A 19,076-nucleotide genomic window follows, 5' to 3' on the forward strand; every position below is an offset into this window, starting at 1 on the left:
TATGGTGCGTTGTCAAAAATAATAATGGACCAACATTTATGGACTCAACGTCACGCCCTAGCCTGTTTCAGCGCTACATGAATGGCAGTTTGGTACTGCAAATTATCATTGGTATCGTATGTGGTATTGCGATAGCGAGTTTTTCACCTTCAGCTGCTCAATCTGCAGGGCTGTTGGGGAGTTTATTTGTAAAAGCCCTTAAGGCCATTGCTCCTCTATTAGTTTTTGTTTTGGTTATGGCGTCCATTGCCAACCACAAGCAAAACGAGCAAACGTTCATAAAGCCCGTACTGGTGCTATATCTAATTGGAACACTTTTGGCTTCCCTTACCGCCGTAATGGCAAGCTTTGCTTTCCCCACTAGCTTAAGTTTAGTGACCTCCGACATTAGTCAAGCTGCACCGAAAGGGGTGTCGGAAGTGCTTACCACCTTGCTTTATAACATGGTGGATAACCCAGTGAATGCGCTAGTAAATGGAAACTACATCGGTATTCTTACTTGGGCTGTAGGCCTAGGTTTAGGCCTACGACACGCTAGCGAGGCAACGAAAGCCCTGCTGCAAAATATGGCAGATAGCGTAACAACCGTAGTTGGGTTTGTAATCAGGCTTGCCCCTTTTGGTATTTTCGGTTTGGTAGCCAACACCATAGCTACCACGGGGTTTGAAGCATTGCTTGGCTACTCCCATTTATTAACAGTACTTATTGGCGCAATGCTAGTTATCGCGCTGGTGACCAATCCGTTGTTAGTATTTTTAGCGACTAAAAAGAACCCGTACCCTTTGGTGTTTAAGTGCTTAAAAGAAAGCGGCATTACGGCATTTTTCACCCGTAGTTCTGCGGCAAATATCCCGGTAAACATGGCGCTGTGCAAACGTTTAAAGCTTGATGAAGATACCTACTCGGTATCTATCCCCTTAGGCGCCACCATTAATATGGCTGGGGCTGCGATCACCATCACGGTGCTGACACTAGCTGCGGTTAATACCTTGGGAATTTCTGTAGATTTTCCCACTGCTGTACTGTTAAGCGTTATTGCGGCGGTATCCGCATGCGGAAGTTCAGGCGTTGCTGGCGGTTCGCTATTGCTTATTCCGCTTGCCTGTAGCCTGTTTAATATACCTAATGAAGTGGCTATGCAGGTGGTCGCGGTGGGCTTTATTGTTGGCGTATTGCAAGATTCTGCTGAAACCGCATTAAATAGCTCCACCGATGTCTTGTTTACCGCCGCTGCGTGCAAGCGTGCTGCCGGCAAGTAAACCGAGCGCGTTGCCTTAAACATTGTTGGTGGTGGTTTTCATCGCCAACGCTTTCGCTAAGCGCCTTCAAACGCGCGAGTCGCCTAAGCCGCATTAAGCGTTAATTGCGTAAGCTTACCGCATCCACCGCTTCAAAAATTAGCCGTGCAGCCAGTTTGGCTGTGCGGCTGTCAATATCATAGTAAGGGTTCATTTCTGCAACGTCACACAGTCGCCATTGATAGCCATAGGTGCTTTGGTGCTGCGCTAAAAAATGCAGCGTATTGATGACAAGTGTTGGTGAAATGCCTAATGCACTAGGAGCGCTTACCCCAGGCGCTTGGGCTGCAGAAAATGCATCTAAACATACGGTGACATACAGCGCATCGATGTCTTTTAGCATTGGAGACAGCAGCTCATCTATTCGCTGCATACATAACGATTCATCATTTAATGCCATATCGGTCAAATACCGTGTGTTGGACACATTGGCAAAGTTGAATAATGCCGCCGTATTAGCGGCTTTAGATACGCCCAAGCAAGCATAATAAAACGGCGTATTGTGAAGCTGGCAATGGTCGTAGACTTGCCTAAATGGTGTACCAGAGCTGGTGTTCAAAACCGGTTTTCTGAGGTCAAAGTGGGCATCAAAATTAATAATACCAATGCGTGCATTTTCCGGTTTCGTATTGAAAAGCCCTTGGTAGCTACCCCACGCAATTTCATGGCCTCCTCCTAAACCAATGGTAAACCCAGTATGTTGTTTAAGTGCATAGGAGATGGCGTCGGCATATTGGGTTTGTGCCTGAGCTAAATTGTCTACGGCTGTAACGTTACCTAAATCGGTAAAAGGCGTATTCGGCCAGTGCCAAGGTAAGTTTGATAACGCTTGGCGAATGGCGTTGGGGCCAGCGGCAGCGCCTGTGCGCCCTTTGTTGAATGCTACGCCCAAATCACTTTCAAACCCCACTAACGTTACGGTGTTGTCAATAGTCGCACGCTTATCAGAATTATTAACGCTTGTGAGGTTGCCGCTTTCTTTATATGCGTGTTCATCAACCTTTTGGTGCCAGCGTAGACCTTCAAGACCGTCTTCATTGTCTATTCTACCTTGCCATTTAAACATGTTTACCATCCTTAAATACCGCGATTGGGCGGTGACCGTTAATGCAATAGACAAGTTCTGCGGGGGTTTCTATATCCCACAAGGTAAGGTCGGCAACGTTACCAATATCAACCACACCCCTATCGTTTAGCCCAAGCGCACTCGCAGCGTGCTCCGTCGCGCCACGCAACGCTTCTTCTGGGGTAAGTTTAAACAATACGCAACTCATATTCAGCGCAGTAAGCAAAGAGGCTAATGGCGAACTGCCTGGATTAAAGTCGGTGGCTACAGCGATAGGAACATTGTGCGCCCGCAATGCCTCTACCGGCGGTTTCTGTACTTCGCTTAAATAGTAAAAAGCGCCGGGTAGCAAAACAGCTACCGTTTCACTTTTAACAAGAGAAGGAATATCGCTGTCGACCAAGTATTCTATATGGTCGACCGATAGCGCCCCGTATTTAGCGGCAAGCACTGCACCTTTACTATCGCTTAGCTGTTCTACGTGAGCTTTTACCGGTAAACCGTATTGCTTAGCACAGCTAAATACCCGTTCGGTTTGCTGTAGCGAAAATCCAATAGTTTCACAGAAAACGTCTACAGCGTCGGCTAAGCCGAGCGACGCAATTTGAGGCAGGGCGTCTCGGCATATAAAGTCTATATAGGCGTCAGCATCATGATTAAACTCATTCGGCAGGGCATGGGCACCTAAATAGGTGGTTTGAATAGTGACGGGTAAATGCTTTTCAAGGGATTTAGCTACGCTTAGCATGCGTATCTCTGTGTCTACATCAAGCCCATACCCAGACTTTACTTCAATGGTTGTTACCCCTTCTTCGCACAACCGCATGGCGCGTTTTATTGCGGTGTTAAGTAGTGTTTGTTCATCCGCTTGCCGAGTTTTCTTTACGGTTCCTTTTATACCTCCGCCGCGCTCAGCTATTTCTACATAGCTTGCGCCCTGCAAACGCATTTCGAATTCTTCAGCGCGATTCCCGCCATAGACGAGGTGAGTATGACAATCTATAAATCCAGGAAGTAGCCAAGGAAGTGTGGGCTGCTCATTTTCATTACAAGGAATGAGACGACTGCCATCTATCACTGTACTGGTTTGCTGTAATGCGTCGTTAAGTTGCTCATCACAAGAGAGCAAGGCGACAATGTGACCCTCTTTAATAGCAATAGCGGTTGGCGGTAGCTCACCGTAAGGCATGCCGTTGTGCTGCATAGATGCAATTCGCACATTGTAAATAAGCGTATCGTATTTACTATCCATAACTTTCCTCGCTCATTTTATTGACTTCAGCCACTTCACTACCTCATCAGCCTTCGCTTTTTATATGAAGTGTACTTGTGCATACTTGTATATACAAGTATGCTGTTAGCATATTATTAACAATTTAGTTGTGAACCTCTATTCTATGCAACCTCGTTACATGCTTATTAAAACGGCCATTCTTGACGCCATCGAACGTGGAGAAATGAAACCGGGTAGCCAAGTCCCTTCTGAAAACCAGCTGGCGCAGCAGCACAATGTTAGTCGTATGACAGCGCGTCGCGCGCTAAGTGAAATGGTAGATGATGGCATATTAATGCGCAGCCAAGGCATTGGTACCTTTGTATCAGATCATCGCCCTATGAGCTCTATGCTAGAGATAAAAAGTATCCGCGATGAAATAGAGCAGCGTGGCCATCGCTACACAAACGAAATTTTAGTGCTGGAAATTGCACCAGCTAGTGCTGATATAGCTCACCGATTGGCTGTCGATGAAGGCGTAGAGGTGTATCACAGCATTATTGTGCATTGTGAGAATAACCTGCCTGTTCAATATGAAGATAGATGGGTGAATCCCGCTTGGATAGGTGACTATCTAAACAAGGACTTTAAGGCGCATACGGCGAATTATTACTTGAACCAAGTAGCGCCTTTGTCTCAAGCCGATCACAGTGTAGAAGCTGTGATTGTAGAAAAAGACATTGCCAATGCCCTGCTTATCAAATCTAAAGATCCTTGTCTTAAAATTACCCGGCGCACCTTTTCCCGAGGCTCAAATTCCACAGCGCAACCAAAGGTAATGAATGCAAATAATTATGGAAACAGCGGCGCCGTGGTGAGTCACGCAGTGCTTTATCACCCGGGAAGCCGATACCGTTTAGGCGGGCATTTAGAATTTTAAGTCCAATAGATTATTACAATAAGAAGAATAAAACAGCCATGTTAAATAGGCCTAGGAGAAGTTTATGAAACGCCTTGACCCTACAAGAGAAATACGTGCCCCAAGAGGCGCCGTGCTCAATACAAAAAGTTGGCAAACTGAAGCGCCCCTTCGCATGCTCATGAATAACCTAGACCCAGAGGTGGCAGAGCATCCGCAAAACTTAGTGGTGTACGGTGGCATTGGCAGAGCTGCGCGTGATTGGGCATCTTACGACAAAATTGTTGAAGTGCTTAAGCGATTAAATACTGATGAAACCTTACTTATTCAATCAGGTAAACCCGTTGGGGTTTTTCCTACTCATGAAAACGCGCCCCGAGTACTTATTGCTAACTCTAACCTTGTGCCGCATTGGGCTAACTGGGAACAATTTAACGCCTTAGATAAAGAAGGCCTAATGATGTATGGGCAAATGACGGCGGGCTCGTGGATATACATTGGCTCACAAGGCATTGTTCAAGGTACTTATGAAACCTTTGTTAGCGTGGCTAAAGCCCATTTCAACGGTGTAGCAAAAGGGCGCTGGATTCTAACAGGCGGCCTTGGCGGTATGGGCGGAGCACAGCCTCTTGCCGCAACGATGGCAGGCTTTTCTATGCTGGCAGTGGAGGTAGATGAAACCCGAATAGACTTTAGAATTCGCACTGGCTATTTAGATAAGAAAGCCCATTCGTTAGATGAAGCAATGACCATGTTGGAAGAGGCCAAAAAAGCCGACAAGCCTGTATCTATCGGATTATTGGGCAATGCAGCTGAAGTATTTCCGGCTATGCTAGCGCAAGGGATCATTCCAGATGTCGTGACCGATCAAACCAGTGCTCACGACCCGCTTAACGGCTATATACCGGTAGGCTGGTCGCTAGATCAAGCGCAAGCTCAGCGTTTTAAAGATGAAGCCTGTGTGATTAAACAAGCGAAGCAGTCGATGGCGCTACAGGTAAAAGCCATGCTAGGTTTTCAGCAAGCAGGGGCGGCCACCCTCGACTATGGTAATAATATTCGGCAGATGGCGTTAGAAGAAGGTGTAGAGCACGCTTTTGACTTCCCAGGATTTGTGCCTGCTTATATTCGACCTCTTTTTTGTCAGGGCATAGGGCCATTTAGGTGGGCCGCGCTTTCGGGCGACCCCGACGATATTTATAAAACTGATGAGAAAGTTAAAGAACTCATTCCAGATAACCCTCATCTGCACAATTGGCTGGATATGGCCAAAGCACGCATTCAATTCCAAGGTCTGCCCGCGCGTATTTGCTGGGTAGGTTTAGGTGAGAGGCAAAAGCTGGGATTAGCCTTTAACGAAATGGTTCGCACTGGCGAGTTAAGCGCGCCAGTGGTGATTGGACGCGACCACTTAGACTCTGGTTCGGTGGCCTCTCCAAATCGCGAAACCGAGGCGATGTTAGACGGATCTGACGCAGTATCAGATTGGCCACTCCTCAATGCCTTGTTAAACACCGCAGGTGGGGCAACGTGGGTAAGCCTTCACCACGGCGGCGGCGTGGGTATGGGCTTCAGTCAGCATTCGGGTGTTGTGATCCTGTGTGACGGTACAGATGAAGCAGCCGCACGTATAGCGCGGGTGCTGCATAACGACCCTGCTACAGGGGTTATGCGTCACGCAGACGCAGGGTATGACATTGCTAAGCAGTGCGCAAAAAAGCATGGGCTAGATTTACCTATGGTGAATGGCCAAAAAACTCGTAATAGAGAGGCGTAACCATGTCAGATTCTCGCTTTTCTTCTACGATAATTGACGACCGACATAGTGACCGCTCTACCATCTACCACGTTGATGGCGTTAAGCATTTAAAACTCATCCCAGGCACCTTGACCCTAGACCAGCTAAGAGAAGTGTATCGAAGCCCTACACAGTTATCTTTAGATGAATCGGCAATACCTGCAATTAATGCGGCAGAACAGGCGGTACTTAACGTTATAAAAGAAAATCGCACGGTTTATGGCATAAATACCGGGTTTGGTCTGTTGGCTAACACACGTATAAACGTGGACGAACTGGAATTATTACAGCGCAGCATAGTGTTGTCGCACGCTGCGGGTACCGGTGATTTCATGCAAGAAGATACGGTACGCCTACTAATGCTGTTAAAAATAAACTCACTGGCTCGGGGTTATTCAGGTATCAGGTTAAGTGTTATTAACGCATTGATTAAACTGTTTAACGCGCAGGTGTACCCGGCTATACCTGAGAAAGGCTCGGTTGGTGCCAGTGGAGACTTAGCACCGCTAGCCCATATGAGCGTTGTGCTTTTAGGCGAGGGGGAAGCCTTTCACAAAGGTAAGCGAATTAACGCAACTGAGGCTCTTAATATTGCTGGGTTGGCACCCATTGCCCTTGCGCCAAAAGAAGGCTTGGCACTTTTAAACGGCACGCAGGCGTCGACAGCTTTCGCACTTCAGGGGTTGTTTTATACAGAAAATGCGCTCTACAGTGCCATCGGTATCGGTGCGCTAACGGTAGAGGCCGCGTTAGGTTCACGCGTACCATTTGATGCGCGCATCCATAAAGTACGCGGCCATAAAAGCCAAAGCGATGTAGCTGAGGCATTTCGACGCTTGCTTGCTAGTTCAGAGATTGGTCGTTCTCATCAAGGCTGTGAAAAAGTACAAGACCCTTATTCTCTGCGCTGTCAGCCTCAGGTCATGGGTGCGAGCTTACAGCAAATGCGATACGCTCAAGAGATTTTAGTTGTAGAGGCAAATGGGGTAAGTGATAACCCATTGGTTTTTGTTGATAGCAGCGACCAAACTGCAGGCGATATTTTATCTGGTGGGAACTTCCATGCAGAGACGGTAGCCATGGCGGCGGATATGTTAGCTATCGCTCTTTCTGAAATTGGTGCGTTATCTGAGCGAAGAATGTCGTTGATGATTGATACGCACCTAAGCGGGTTACCTCCATTTTTAGTTGAAAATGGCGGTGTAAACTCAGGGTTTATGATTGCTCAAGTTACCTGTGCGGCATTGGCTAGTGAAAATAAAACGCTGGCACATCCTGCCTCTATCGATTCACTCCCTACTTCTGCTAACCAAGAAGATCACGTTTCCATGGCGACCTTCGCGGCCAGAAGGCTTCGAGATATTTTTGATAATGTTGCAGGAATACTAGCTATTGAGTGGCTAGCAGCGTGCCAAGGACTCGATTTTCGCAAGCCTCTTAAAACAAGTGAACAGTTGCAAGTATTGATGAACTTATTAAGAGAGCATGTGCCTTTTTATGACAAAGACCGCTACTTTGCCCCCGATATTGAAACGGCGAAACAACTCATAAAGCAGCACCGCCTTATGGATAGTACCCAAATAAACTTGTTAGGCTAAAATGATCAAAGGCGAGAAGCGTCAAGTAACTAGTCTAGTAACTAAAAGTTGAGATCATTAAAAGATTAAGGGTGGGGAAGACATGAAAATAAACGGACGTTCCATTAGCCAGCGCACTAAGGGCAGTGCAGCTAAAGCTGCGGCGCTAGGGTTACTAGTCACATCAGTCTTCGGACTTTGGGGGTGTAGTGACAGTGAAGTGGGTGATGTGTCGCTTGGGCTTTTTACTACGAAAGACATCAAGATTGATGCCCTTCAAGACCCAGTAGTAACAGGCGTTACCTGCCATATCTCAAGTATAGAGGCAAACTTGGACTTGTCAGACCCATCAGATAGTTCAATTGCGTGCAGACAAACAGGGCCAATTACCGCTGAAATGCTTGACGCTATTGATAAATCTGACTCGGGCGAAGTGATTTTTAAAAAGTCGAAGAGTGTGTTTTTTAAAAACATGAAACTTCGTAGAATTTATGATGCGAAAGCGAAAACACTGATTTATTTGTCTTACAGTACCAAAGAAACTTCAGGTAGTTACAAACACAGCCTGTCGACAGTCCCACTGTGGGAGACCTTAGCGTTTAAAAAACCTGCTTAAAAACATTTACTTTGCACTATCGAAAATGCCCTCAAGACCGAGGGCATTTTTATGCTGCAAGGTAGCTTCGCTACATTTGGCTATTTAGGCGCTGCATCGCTTTTAGAAAAAGCGGGTATAAACGAGCATCGCGCTCAACGACGTATCATCGTCGGTAAGCGGGCTGTCGCTAATACTGTCATCAAAAAAGGTTGCCCCTAGTTCCAGGCGGGTCATGCCGTTAAAGAACTGGCGTGTCGATACCGCAAGGCGTACCTCAGTGTTAACTGCACTATCGCCGTTATATTTACTTCGAGTTGCTGTGGCTTCTTCAGGGCGTACACCATAGTAGTAATCAACGTAATTACTATCTTGATAGTTCACGCCAATAGACGGTTCTATCATAAACTGGTCGATTCTAAATTGCTTCCCGACGCGGACTGAGGCCTGATAACCATCGAACTTCCCTAAAATATCAGCATTGGTAGAAAGGGAGTATACCCATCCGCCGGTATTGTAATTAAGTCCTATGCCAGCCGCGTAGCTAAAGTCTCTATCTTCCATGCCTGTAAATACAGCGCTGTCGTCTTCTTCATAACCAGCAAACACAGGGACAAGTTGGGCATCCAATGTAAAACCGTCTTGTTGGAAGAGTTGATAGCCCACAAAAGGCCCGTAAACCCGTAATTTCTCGCCTGTATAGCCAATGATGGGGATAGGCACGATACGGTTATCGAAGTCGGTATAAACATCTTGTGACGCAGCAACGCCAAAGCCCCACATCCAGCCTTGTGGTTGCTGTGAGCCTGATGGCTGTTGTGCAGAAACAGTAGCGGAAAACGCTAGCAAGGTTGATAGGCTTGCTATGCCAAAACACTTTCGTAAAGTCATCAGTAAGTTTCCTTTTTAGTCACAATACAGCCTAAATTACGAGTTCGATCAAAATAACGTGTGCGCTTTACACAAGTTTTTATTCAAAGGTGTAATTTAAAAGCGCTATATCTTTTTGAAAATGCGCGCTTACCAAGTCAACTAATTCGCTGTTGTAGTAACGGCGGTAATCCTCTCTGTTGTCTGCTTTTCGTCGATGGGGGAGCGTAATGTTCGAAAGCTTAAGCTGGCTTCATATGTGCCCAAAGTCATTATAGCCCTGCATTACAGCAGGACGTTCCCGCTTGATATGATGAAAAGAGCTCACTTGTAGGTCCCATGGATTTCTTACAACAGCAAACTTAAATAGTTGATTGAAATACGTTTCTGGCAGCATCTCTTTCGCCGCAATGATACGAGAGTGTCGTGGGAAGCGACTTGCAATTTTATGGTCGGTAAATTGGCTCATTTTATTGCAAATAAACTGAGCCAGTGCATAACGGTGCCCCCATCGATACCTCGATAGTGCAGCGCGAACGCTGGTGCCACCGGTTTTAGCAATATGTACAAATAAAAACTGCTTACTATGTGATAAAAGCACTGCTTTCCTTAATACTTAAAGGTGACGAGCCGGCCTTTGAAGGGGAGCAGGCCTGTTTGTAATAAGAGCAGTATGAAGGGGTTTTGTTACAGTGAGATTTATGCGCCTATTTGCTTTACAAAATGGATAATATTGCAAAGCTATCAGTGTTAACACAATGATCTATTCAGCAGTGGCCCTCTTTTTATAAAGAATTTACCTGTTCATTAGCCCCTCATTACTACTTAGTATTGCAAGGTGCGCAGAGCAAATGCTAAATACAATACACGTTGTCTTTGTGTAAAACTTGTGCGACTTTAATGCGCTGTCTGTCCAAAAGCTTATTTCCATATTTATCGAAATCGCGCTAGGGCTAAATAGCGATAAATTGAAAAATATAATTAAAAAGTGCAAAAAGCACAAAGGAACAAAGATGAAATCGCCAATTAAGTTATTTACAGTAGTTGTGATAGCACTTGTAGCTACTGGGTGTGCTTCAACCTACGTCCCTCCAACTACAGGTTATAAAGCGCCTGAAAAAAGTAAGGTCGGAGTTCTGGTCGTTGCTAAAGAAAACCCGAGCCATACACATGTAGGGACAACAATCTTTAATAATTTCAACAAAGAGTATGACTATGACTGGCAGTTGAAAGAAACAATATTCGATATTTTCGAAGGAAAAATAGAGGGGGGAACTACATATGATGTTGTAGACATGTCAAACCTTATTTCTGAAGATGATACGCTTAGCTTTGTTGATGTGGTAAATAAGGAATGGGTATTCAACGAAAAGAGTACGAGGACTCGAGAAAAACTAGCTGCCGAAGGCATCACAGCGGTTGTTGTCATTAAAGAGTCGCCCACCTTAGCAGCAATGGAGTGCGGAATGTATGGCTGTTCAGAGCATTACAGCCAAGGTTACGGCCTTTTTACGAGAAGCTTTTTAGGCTTAGATAACTACATGGCATCGGCTAGCTTTGTAATCTCAATCGAGACAATTGATAAGCCAGTAGACATTACACGACTAGAACACGTGAATGAAACACAAACTTACATGGCAAAGAATAAGCCACTTGAAGACTTCGCTGATCCCGCTGATTTTGAAAATATAACTGAAGAAGAATTAGCTCCAGTTAAGACCGCACTTATCGAGTATTTTGATAATCTTGCGGGAATGACACGACAGTTTTTAGTAGGGAATGAAAATGTTTCAAGTCAGTAAAAGTACTGATTTAAAAAGGCGACAGCAACAAGTTCTTTAAAAAACTAAAGGGGCGATGAACGCCCCTTTTTCTCGTTATCTACGCGCCTTCTCTATGCGCTAAAAACTCTTCGTAGTTGCCATCGAAGTGATTAAGTTTCTTATCCTTAATTTCAATGACTTGCGTAGCCAGTGATGATACGAACTCACGGTCGTGACTTACAAAAATAACGGTGCCGTCGAACTTATAAAGTGCATTATTTAACGCTTCAATCGACTCCATATCCATGTGGTTAGTCGGTTCATCCATTACTAAAACGTTAATATCTTCAAGCATAAGCTTACCGAATAACAAACGGTTCTTTTCACCCCCTGAACATACCTGAACGCGCTTGTTAAAGTCGTCAGACGTAAACAACAGACGCCCTAACATGCCTTTAATTTGAAGGTCGTCATGTTTAGGGCTGCGCCACTGGCTCATCCACTCGAACATAGTGATATCTTCAGCAAAATACTTGGCGTTGTCCTGTGGGATATAGCCGATAGCCGCGTTTTCAGCCCATTTATAACTGCCGGCTGTGGGCTCAATATCGTTAACCAAACACTTTAATAGTGTGGTTTTACCTGCCCCGTTTTCACCGATGATCGCTAAGCGCTGACCGGCTTCAAGAAGCAGGTTCGCATCGTCAAATAACGGCAGGTCTGGGTAGCTATGCCCTAGCTTCTCAAGGGTAATGGCTAGTCTGTGAAGCTTTTTGTGTTGCTTGAAAACGATGTAAGGCTTACGACGGCTAGAGGCTTTAACTTCAGCAAGTTCAATCTTTTCAAGGCGACGGGCACGAGAGGTTGCCTGTTTAGCTTTAGATGCGTTTGCCGAGAAGCGGGCAACAAAGCTTTGAAGCTCTTCAATTTCGGCTGATTTTTTCGCATTTTCTGCATGAAGCTGCTCTTGAACCAGCATGGCAGCTTGAATATAGTCGTCGTAGTTACCTGGGTAAATACGTAGTTCACCGTAGTCGATATCAGCCATGTGTGTGCAAACAGAGTTAAGAAAATGTCTGTCATGCGAAATAATAAGCATGGTGGACTTACGTTTATTTAGCTCTTCTGCAAGCCAGCTGATGGTGTAGATGTCCAAGTTGTTGGTAGGTTCATCAAGTAGAAGAATATCCGGTTCAGCGAATAGCGCTTGGGCTAAAAGCACACGCACTTTTTTACCCGGGGCCACTTCTTTCATTAAGCCAAAGTGATAGTTTTCGTCGATGCCTGCAGACGTTAATATTTCCCCAGCACGTGCTTCGGCTGTGTAACCGTCCATTTCAGCAAACTGGGTTTCTAGGTCTGCTACACGCATACCGTCTTCTTCGCTCATTTCAGCTTTACTGTATATGGCGTCGCGCTCTTGCTTTACTTCCCACAATTCACGATCACCCATTATTACCGTATCTACGACGCTGAATTCTTCAAACGCAAACTGATCCTGACTCAAGATACCGAGTTTTGTGCCCGGTGCCATAGAGACGTTACCTGCGGAAGGCGTAAGTTTACCGCTTAAAATTTTCATAAAGGTCGACTTACCACAACCATTTGCGCCAATTAGGCCGTATCGGTTTCCGTTGCCGAATTTTGCGGAAATATTTTCAAATAATGGCTTAGAGCCAAACTGCATGGTGATATTTGCGGTGGTAATCAAAACAGGTATCCAGGGGTAAAACGATGAGAAGAGATATTACTGAGCGAATAATCTGCCCACTAATATTTAAAAGCGGGCGCACTATAAGGAATTGAAGGCTTTATGTCGAGGGAATTTTGAACAGTTTTAGTATTCTACTTTGCTTACGAGAAATTTTGAGCATTTGAAGCTCAATTAAAGAAATAGGTAAAAGAGTCGGTAAATAATTCCTGAGAAGGAAAATATTACTCTACAACAAATTCCAATACTGATAATTATCAGTGTATTTACTGCAGAACATGCTGTTTTCTGATGTTCTAAATTGCGCTAACCTCTCTTTACATAAGAAAAAACATGTTTACGCTCAATCTTTATCAGCTTTAAAGGTATATGAGTGGCCTCAACTTTGCTTACGTTAAGCATTGAAACCATTGAAATTAAACTACTTGTTGGGAAAAGCCGAAGTATACACAACTTATCGGCTAACGTTGGTCGACGTTTTATTTAACTATGCGCTACATTTATTAGGTATCGATAGAGAAAAAATAAAATCTCGCATATATAAGAGGGAAACAAAATGAAGCTTTTGAAAACCATTGTTATAAGTTGCTTTTCTGCAACGGTTATTATGTCTGGAAGTGTGCACGCCGAAGCGATAAGTTCTGATAGTGTAATGCAAACCCAAATGGCTCAGTACAATAAGCAGCAGCTTATTGATATGGTTAATCGTTCAGACGTACAAAGCAAGCTGGTTAGCTTAGGCGTTGATAGCAATGACGCAATTGCCAGAATTAACGCTATGACCGACAGCGAAATTGCACAACTGAACGACGAAATCAATCAAGCGCCAGCAGGCGGTATTGTGGGTGCGGTACTTACCGTTTTAGCGGTTATTGCCATTTTAGACCTTGCAGGCGTAACAGATGTTTATCCGTTTATTCGCCCTATAAGCAACTAATGGAATGAATGCCATATTTAAAAGAGCCTGCTTTTTAGCAGGCTTTTCTCTGTTACTTTTACTGACTGGCTGTCAGGCCACACCACAAGCAGACCAACTGCGACAAGCAGGCCTTGCTTCTTTGCCACAGTCGCACACTATTCAATCTGTGCCTTTTACTCCCCAAGAGCAGTTCTACTGCGGGCCTACTACGCTCTCCGAAGTGTTTGGCTATTATGGAAAAAGTGTCTCTCCTTCTGATATAGCGCCTAAGTTATTTATTCCAAATAAAGAGGGTAGCCTTCAGTTAGAAATGGTGAGTGCCACCCGTCAGTACGGCTTTTTGCCGTATACCGAGCGAGGAACGCTCTCTTCTGTGATGCAGTTTGTTAAAGACGATATACCAGTAGTGGTTTTTCAAAACTTATCTATTCAGCTTTTGCCACAATGGCATTATGCCGTCGTGATTGGGTTTGATAGCGAGAAAGGAACCGTGACACTGCACACGGGGCTTACGCCAAATCATGAGATGTCGCTAGAACTCTTTGAGCGAACCTGGGGAAGAGGAAATTATTGGTATCTTGCCCCCGTTCCGCCGCGCGTTACCTCATCACAAATGACACCATTCACTTATGTGAGTGCTGCCTATGACATGCTCAAAGTAGGCGATAAGCAGCAAGCATTAGCGTTTTTAGAAACCGCTTCGCAAACATGGCCGGAATATTGGCTAAGCTATTTTCTCATTGCTAATTACTATCTGGAAGAGAACGACAGTCAAGCGATAACATGGTTTGAAAAAGGTTATGATGTAGGCCAGCAACAGCAAGCATATATACACAATTATATCGTTGGGCTAAGACAAAATAACTTGCGCGACCAAGCGAACAAAATTCTTAAACAGGGGCTTAAGCGCTTTCCCGACAACGAGGATCTTATAAAGCTAAAAGAGTAAAAATTTACGATAAACTTAGCGCAATTTTTTTAACTACCCCGATTTTTCTACTACCCTTTAGTTATTGAATAATAAGCAATGTTGGCTATGACTAGGAATTTTAGTAACTCATCGATTAGTTATAAAGATGGTGTTATAACAAGCACGCTACACGGAATCTTCAATGAAAGTAGCGCGGAAGAATATAAAGAGCAATTGTTCGAATTAGTGATGGGGTTGAATAAAAAGCCCTTTGCACTTCTTGCTGATATTAGTCAGGTGGAAGGCGCAACACTGAAGCCTTTGATATAGTAAAGCGCATTATCAATCGACTGCCCGAAATGGGCCTGGTAGCGAAAGCATACGTTTACCATGGGCCAGTTATCCGCGGGATCATGTTTCAAAGGATCCCTGAGCTAAAACGTTTGGATTATTTGTTTTTTACCGATATTGACGAAGCGCGGTTGTGGTTATTGCAAGAATACAAACGTAAATTTCATCCCGTTTAATAACTTTAATACAGTATTAAATCAAAGGTTGCGCCAGGCTAATGTGATAGGTTTTTTATCTGGTTGGTGCAGTTCACTCTAGTAGTTACCCCCTATGCAGGTTGCTCGCTTTATACACGATTCTAATTTGGTCAACGCTATCAAGTGATGGCTCAGCATTTCCGTGAAGATGCGGGCATTGAAGCGAGGCCAGTAGAAGATGACCATGTTATCCCTTCAACAGCGCATCATATTGATAGCATCAGTTTGTAAGTGATATTTACGACGCAAACGTGGGTCAAAACGCTAATGCGACTACAGGTACGGTTACCTTTGAGTTTGACCCCGAAACGGGAAAAGTATTGCCTTTAAGCATCCTTAACTAAAGTGTCTCGCAAGCTGTATAAAGTGCTTTAAAATGCATCGCCTTTTAGAGCCTTGCAGTTTTAAGCGCGAACACACGTTTATTAAGCCCCGTGTCGTATGAACAGCATGGGGCTTTTTTATGCTCGACCACAACGCTATAGCCTTGATATCTACCACTGTACGTTAAACAATTGGTGTAGGTTTTGCGTATTAAATATTCCTTAGAGAATAAAATTGTTAGCATTAATACGCAGGAGCCCCGTCATCCGTGGCCAGTACAAACCTTTTTGAAAATGAGCAGGCAATAGCAATAGCAGCACTTGTGGGTGTGGTTATTGTGCTTTTCATCATTAAACGTCTTATTTTGGTGCGCTTAAAGGCAAAAGCGCGTTCTGAAAAAAGCAGTATGTCTGATATTTATCGGGTACTCGTGCTCTCGTTAAATGCCCCTTTAAATTTACTGATTTGGGTTATTTTTCTTCAACTGGTAAAAAGTATCTTTTCGGTATTTAGCATTGAAGATGAGGTCGCTATAAAGGCACTCGGCATTGTTATTGAAGCAGGGGTAATCATCACTGTATTTCTCTTTTTCGAGCGCTTTGTCAATTACACCTTAAAGCGCTACCGAGACCAATCAACGATAGTTAAAAACACAAGCGCGATAGCGGGTGGTGCGGTACGGGCCGTATTCGCAGTATTAGCCATACTTATTATTTTAAGTACGATGGGGGTTTCGGTTACGCCTATCGTAGCTTCGCTGGGTATCACCTCTTTAGCGGTAGCATTAGCACTTCAGCCCACCTTAGAAAACTTCTTTTCAGGTATTCAGTTGGTGATGGATAAGCCTATCCGGATAGGGGATTTCATAGAGTTAGATTCAGGTGAGCAAGGGTTTGTCGAGAAAATTGGCTGGCGCTCTACATGGGTTAGAATGCTGCCCAACAACATCGTCATTATGCCAAACAGTAAATTATCTAACTCAAAGCTTATTAACTATTACTATCCAGAGCGGGAGCTGTCGGTACCTGTAGATGTGGGGGTACATTACAGTTCAGACCTAGAACACGTTGAAAAAGTCTGCTTAGACGTTGCCAACTGCATATTAGAACAGCACGAGTACGGCGTTGAGACTTATCAACCGTTCGTTATATTTCACACCTTCGACAATTCAAGCATTAATTTAACGGTGATGCTGAGAACCCGAGAGTACTTCAATCGGTTCTTTATAAAAAGCGCGTTTATAAAGATGCTTAAAAAGCGTTTTGACGAAGAGGGTATCGTGATCCCGTTCCCTATTACTGCACTAAATGTTGAGCAAGAAGGGGCGGCGAGTGCGCTTTACAACCAGCGACACCAAAGTCAGCCTTCAGAGCAATATCAGGAAAAGCCGCCACGGCAAACGTAGGCAAGCCTCAATTCGCTAATCCTTAAATAGGGTTGGTTGGCTAACGCAACCAGGGTTTTGGCATCAAAAAAGCCACGTTACACAACGTGGCTTCACAGTGTTCACAGGTTACAACTGCCGTGTATTAGAACGTGTAGCGCGCCGACACACCTAGTAGGTCAACATCATCAGCGATCACATAGGTCGCACCGAATGAAAACTGCGGCGTAAAGAAGTAGTCTGCGCCAATTTCAAAGGCAGTTTCATCTTCTTCAATGTCGATATAGCGAATAGCACCGCGAAGCTCAAACTGCTCAGACAGCATTGAGCGAACACCGGCAGTGATGCCATAGCCGTTGTCGTCCGCGTCACCAGAAATGACGCTAGAATCGAGATCAACATCTACATATTCGTAAGTGACTTCACCAAAAAAGTCTGTATTAGCGGTTAGGCCGTAGCGGTAGCCGATACCCGCAGACACATAGTCTAAATCGATATCACCACCAGATACATCTTCACTTAACTGACCGTAACGACCCGTTAGGTACACATTTTCATTTAGTGCTTTAAAGCCTTGAATTTGAAAGCCCGTTGGCTCGAAATCACCAGCGTCTTCAATATCTGCTTGTACATAACCAGCTTTAACGAAGTCATAAGAAGGCGAAGCTGCGAATGCATTTAAAGAAAGTGCGCCAAAAATACCGGCGATAATGGTACGTTTCATTGTTTCTAATATCCTTTTAACAATAATTACTTCCAACCACTTCGGAAGCATCTCCATAATGGGGATGGTTTTTTTAAAACCAAACGGTGGCTACTAATAAATCGTGTATTCAAAAGCAGCAGCATGGTTAGGGGGAATGATACTTACTCGATTAAAGCCGGCAAAAGGCTATGTCATTACTTTCTAATAAAAACACAGATGACAACGCTACCCATACTCAAAGCCATTGTGGTAACGCTAAATGAAAGTGTAGGCCCCGCTGTAAACAAGGTAACGAAATAAGCGCCCGCTGCGGCCCCCGTTAAGTGAAAAAAGCCCGTTAACGCCGCTAAAAAACCGGCTGAAGTTTTAGAAAACCCAAGTATCATGGTGACGCTGCAAGGCATGGCAATGCCAATAAAAAAGAACGCGATATAGCAATAAATCAATATAGCAACTAACTCAGCATCACCGGTGCCTATCGTTACTAAACAGAACAGCAACGAAAGCCCGAGTATAAAGATGCTAGAGAGCTTGAACTTTGTGATTGTTGCTATGGCAGCGAGACGAATGTTCGTTAAGCTTCCCACCACAAAACAAAGGGTAGCAAAAAGCGAATATATCGAGAACATGGTTTTGCTAAGCTCAAACTGCTGCATAACCATAGAAGGCGCGATAGTAATAAAGCAAAAGACAACGCCGTATAACAGGCCGCTAGCTACCCCTACCGAAACAATATTCACTATTGAGTTCTTAATAAGCGCTAGCGTGTCACTTAATACATTAGCCGAGTTAGGCGACGTATATTGATTAATGGTTGAACCTACTGAAAAAAGCAGTAGTAGCGCCATTAATCCCATCATTAGAACAAAGTAAAAAATTGCACTGACCCCAAAACATCCACCAATTAATGTACCGACAAGTGGTGCTATTGCAGGCGCGATAGCAAAGGCAATATTGGTGATTGAAAGCGAAATGTTAAGCTGCTTTTCATTAAATAGTTGCCGGGATAAGCCACGGGAAACTGACACACCCACACCGCCGCCGAGCCCCTGTATAATACGACCAATAAGAAAAGTGGACTCCTTATCGGCAAGGGTGACCATAGCGGTGCCAGCCATAAACACCAAGAGCCCGTATAGCAAAAACGACTGCTTATTTACATAATCGCAGATGAAGCCAGACAGTAACTGTGAAATGGAAAAAGCGATAAGAAAAATCGCTACACTTTTTTCAATAACCCTAACATGACTGCTATACATAATCGCTAAGTCGTAAAAGAAGGGGCTATAAATACTGGTAGAAACCTGGCCTAGAATAGACAGTATGGTGAAGGTGCCAGTCATGGAATAAAAGGCATGGCGCGACATCGGCAACTTCATCTAATAGCAAACCAGTCAGTAAATAAAACAACTATCTATAAATGCTACAGACAGGATATGACAGTTTTAATAACAATGTATTTTGAGACTCAATGT

The 19,076-nt window shown here is 44.4% G+C and carries 17 protein-coding genes; 10 read left to right on the forward strand and 7 right to left on the reverse strand.

Annotated elements, in window-relative coordinates; genetic code table 11:
• The first annotated feature begins 38 nt into the window (after positions 1–38).
• Complete coding sequence (sstT, locus tag MADE_RS04415; RefSeq protein WP_012517397.1) at positions 39–1,259, forward strand: serine/threonine transporter SstT; 1,221 nt, start codon at positions 39–41, stop codon at positions 1,257–1,259.
• A 100-nt stretch (positions 1,260–1,359) separates the two neighbouring features.
• Here sstT and hutG read toward each other — a convergent pair whose 3' ends face one another.
• Positions 1,360–2,364, reverse strand: a complete 1,005-nt coding sequence (gene hutG / locus MADE_RS04420; RefSeq protein ID WP_012517398.1) for a formimidoylglutamase — start codon at positions 2,362–2,364, stop codon at positions 1,360–1,362.
• Positions 2,357–3,616 (reverse strand): imidazolonepropionase, encoded by a 1,260-nt coding sequence (gene hutI, locus MADE_RS04425; RefSeq protein WP_012517399.1) that lies wholly within the window; start codon positions 3,614–3,616, stop codon positions 2,357–2,359. The genes hutG and hutI overlap by 8 nt, the downstream gene beginning before the upstream one ends.
• A 145-nt stretch (positions 3,617–3,761) precedes the next feature.
• Between hutI and MADE_RS04430 the strand changes: the two genes are divergently transcribed.
• From MADE_RS04430 to MADE_RS04445, 4 genes are all read left to right on the forward strand, one after another.
• Positions 3,762–4,517: a UTRA domain-containing protein gene (locus tag MADE_RS04430; RefSeq protein WP_012517400.1), complete on the forward strand. Its 756-nt coding sequence runs from the start codon at positions 3,762–3,764 to the stop codon at positions 4,515–4,517.
• Positions 4,518–4,581: 64 nt separating this feature from the next.
• Positions 4,582–6,273, forward strand: a complete 1,692-nt coding sequence (gene hutU / locus MADE_RS04435; RefSeq protein ID WP_012517401.1) for a urocanate hydratase — start codon at positions 4,582–4,584, stop codon at positions 6,271–6,273.
• A gap of 2 nt (positions 6,274–6,275) precedes the next feature.
• Positions 6,276–7,892, forward strand: coding sequence for a histidine ammonia-lyase (hutH, locus tag MADE_RS04440; protein WP_012517402.1), 1,617 nt, complete (start codon positions 6,276–6,278; stop codon positions 7,890–7,892).
• A gap of 82 nt (positions 7,893–7,974) precedes the next feature.
• Positions 7,975–8,487 carry a CreA family protein gene (locus MADE_RS04445; RefSeq protein WP_012517403.1) on the forward strand — a complete coding sequence of 171 codons (513 nt, stop codon included), beginning with the start codon at positions 7,975–7,977 and terminating at the stop codon, positions 8,485–8,487.
• Between the two features lie 102 nt (positions 8,488–8,589).
• On the opposite strand, the gene MADE_RS04450 is transcribed toward MADE_RS04445, so the two are convergent.
• Together MADE_RS04450 and MADE_RS04455 are read right to left on the reverse strand one after the other, a co-directional pair.
• On the reverse strand, positions 8,590–9,357 hold the full coding sequence (locus MADE_RS04450) for a MipA/OmpV family protein (protein ID WP_012517405.1): 768 nt from the start codon (positions 9,355–9,357) through the stop codon (positions 8,590–8,592).
• Between the two features lie 232 nt (positions 9,358–9,589).
• Positions 9,590–9,937: a sulfotransferase family 2 domain-containing protein gene (locus MADE_RS04455; RefSeq protein ID WP_012517406.1), complete on the reverse strand. Its 348-nt coding sequence runs from the start codon at positions 9,935–9,937 to the stop codon at positions 9,590–9,592.
• A 412-nt stretch (positions 9,938–10,349) separates the two neighbouring features.
• Between MADE_RS04455 and MADE_RS04460 the strand changes: the two genes are divergently transcribed.
• Entirely contained in the window at positions 10,350–11,138 is a 789-nt protein-coding gene (locus tag MADE_RS04460) for a hypothetical protein (RefSeq protein ID WP_012517407.1), read from the forward strand.
• Between the two features lie 79 nt (positions 11,139–11,217).
• On the opposite strand, the gene MADE_RS04465 is transcribed toward MADE_RS04460, so the two are convergent.
• Positions 11,218–12,810, reverse strand: coding sequence for an ABC-F family ATPase (locus MADE_RS04465; protein WP_012517408.1), 1,593 nt, complete (start codon positions 12,808–12,810; stop codon positions 11,218–11,220).
• Positions 12,811–13,366: 556 nt separating this feature from the next.
• On the opposite strand from MADE_RS04465, the gene MADE_RS04470 reads away from it, so the two are divergent.
• The 4 genes from MADE_RS04470 to MADE_RS04485 all read left to right on the forward strand — a co-directional run bounded on the left by MADE_RS04470 (position 13,367) and on the right by MADE_RS04485 (position 16,916).
• Entirely contained in the window at positions 13,367–13,747 is a 381-nt protein-coding gene (locus MADE_RS04470) for a PA2779 family protein (RefSeq protein WP_012517410.1), read from the forward strand.
• Between the two features lie 4 nt (positions 13,748–13,751).
• On the forward strand, positions 13,752–14,678 hold the full coding sequence (locus MADE_RS04475; protein WP_012517411.1) for a PA2778 family cysteine peptidase: 927 nt from the start codon (positions 13,752–13,754) through the stop codon (positions 14,676–14,678).
• A gap of 87 nt (positions 14,679–14,765) precedes the next feature.
• Complete coding sequence (locus tag MADE_RS20820) at positions 14,766–14,969, forward strand: hypothetical protein (RefSeq protein ID WP_012517412.1); 204 nt, start codon at positions 14,766–14,768, stop codon at positions 14,967–14,969.
• An 810-nt stretch (positions 14,970–15,779) separates the two neighbouring features.
• Positions 15,780–16,916 carry a mechanosensitive ion channel family protein gene (locus tag MADE_RS04485; protein ID WP_012517413.1) on the forward strand — a complete coding sequence of 379 codons (1,137 nt, stop codon included), beginning with the start codon at positions 15,780–15,782 and terminating at the stop codon, positions 16,914–16,916.
• Between the two features lie 124 nt (positions 16,917–17,040).
• On the opposite strand, the gene MADE_RS04490 is transcribed toward MADE_RS04485, so the two are convergent.
• Together MADE_RS04490 and MADE_RS04495 are read right to left on the reverse strand one after the other, a co-directional pair.
• Positions 17,041–17,619 carry an outer membrane beta-barrel protein gene (locus MADE_RS04490; protein WP_012517414.1) on the reverse strand — a complete coding sequence of 193 codons (579 nt, stop codon included), beginning with the start codon at positions 17,617–17,619 and terminating at the stop codon, positions 17,041–17,043.
• A 176-nt stretch (positions 17,620–17,795) separates the two neighbouring features.
• Positions 17,796–18,980 carry an MFS transporter gene (locus MADE_RS04495; protein WP_023559531.1) on the reverse strand — a complete coding sequence of 395 codons (1,185 nt, stop codon included), beginning with the start codon at positions 18,978–18,980 and terminating at the stop codon, positions 17,796–17,798.
• Positions 18,981–19,076 lie beyond the last annotated feature (96 nt).

This window comes from Alteromonas mediterranea DE, assembly GCF_000020585.3.
Classification (GTDB): Bacteria; Pseudomonadota; Gammaproteobacteria; order Enterobacterales; family Alteromonadaceae; genus Alteromonas; species Alteromonas mediterranea.

Excerpts from the sequence above, each read along its gene's own strand:
- hutI (WP_012517399.1), bottom strand. The coding sequence starts at position 3,616 with ATGGATAGTAAATACGATACGCTTATTTACAATGTGCGAATTGCATCT.
- MADE_RS04445 (WP_012517403.1), top strand. The coding sequence starts at position 7,975 with ATGAAAATAAACGGACGTTCCATTAGCCAGCGCACTAAGGGCAGTGCA.
- hutU (WP_012517401.1), top strand. The coding sequence starts at position 4,582 with ATGAAACGCCTTGACCCTACAAGAGAAATACGTGCCCCAAGAGGCGCC.
- sstT (WP_012517397.1), top strand. The coding sequence starts at position 39 with ATGGACTCAACGTCACGCCCTAGCCTGTTTCAGCGCTACATGAATGGC.
- MADE_RS04430 (WP_012517400.1), top strand. The coding sequence starts at position 3,762 with ATGCAACCTCGTTACATGCTTATTAAAACGGCCATTCTTGACGCCATC.
- hutG (WP_012517398.1), bottom strand. The coding sequence starts at position 2,364 with ATGTTTAAATGGCAAGGTAGAATAGACAATGAAGACGGTCTTGAAGGT.
- MADE_RS04495 (WP_023559531.1), bottom strand. The coding sequence starts at position 18,980 with ATGAAGTTGCCGATGTCGCGCCATGCCTTTTATTCCATGACTGGCACC.
- MADE_RS04470 (WP_012517410.1), top strand. The coding sequence starts at position 13,367 with ATGAAGCTTTTGAAAACCATTGTTATAAGTTGCTTTTCTGCAACGGTT.
- MADE_RS04450 (WP_012517405.1), bottom strand. The coding sequence starts at position 9,357 with ATGACTTTACGAAAGTGTTTTGGCATAGCAAGCCTATCAACCTTGCTA.
- hutH (WP_012517402.1), top strand. The coding sequence starts at position 6,276 with ATGTCAGATTCTCGCTTTTCTTCTACGATAATTGACGACCGACATAGT.
- MADE_RS04490 (WP_012517414.1), bottom strand. The coding sequence starts at position 17,619 with ATGAAACGTACCATTATCGCCGGTATTTTTGGCGCACTTTCTTTAAAT.
- MADE_RS20820 (WP_012517412.1), top strand. The coding sequence starts at position 14,766 with ATGACTAGGAATTTTAGTAACTCATCGATTAGTTATAAAGATGGTGTT.
- MADE_RS04460 (WP_012517407.1), top strand. The coding sequence starts at position 10,350 with ATGAAATCGCCAATTAAGTTATTTACAGTAGTTGTGATAGCACTTGTA.
- MADE_RS04475 (WP_012517411.1), top strand. The coding sequence starts at position 13,752 with ATGAATGCCATATTTAAAAGAGCCTGCTTTTTAGCAGGCTTTTCTCTG.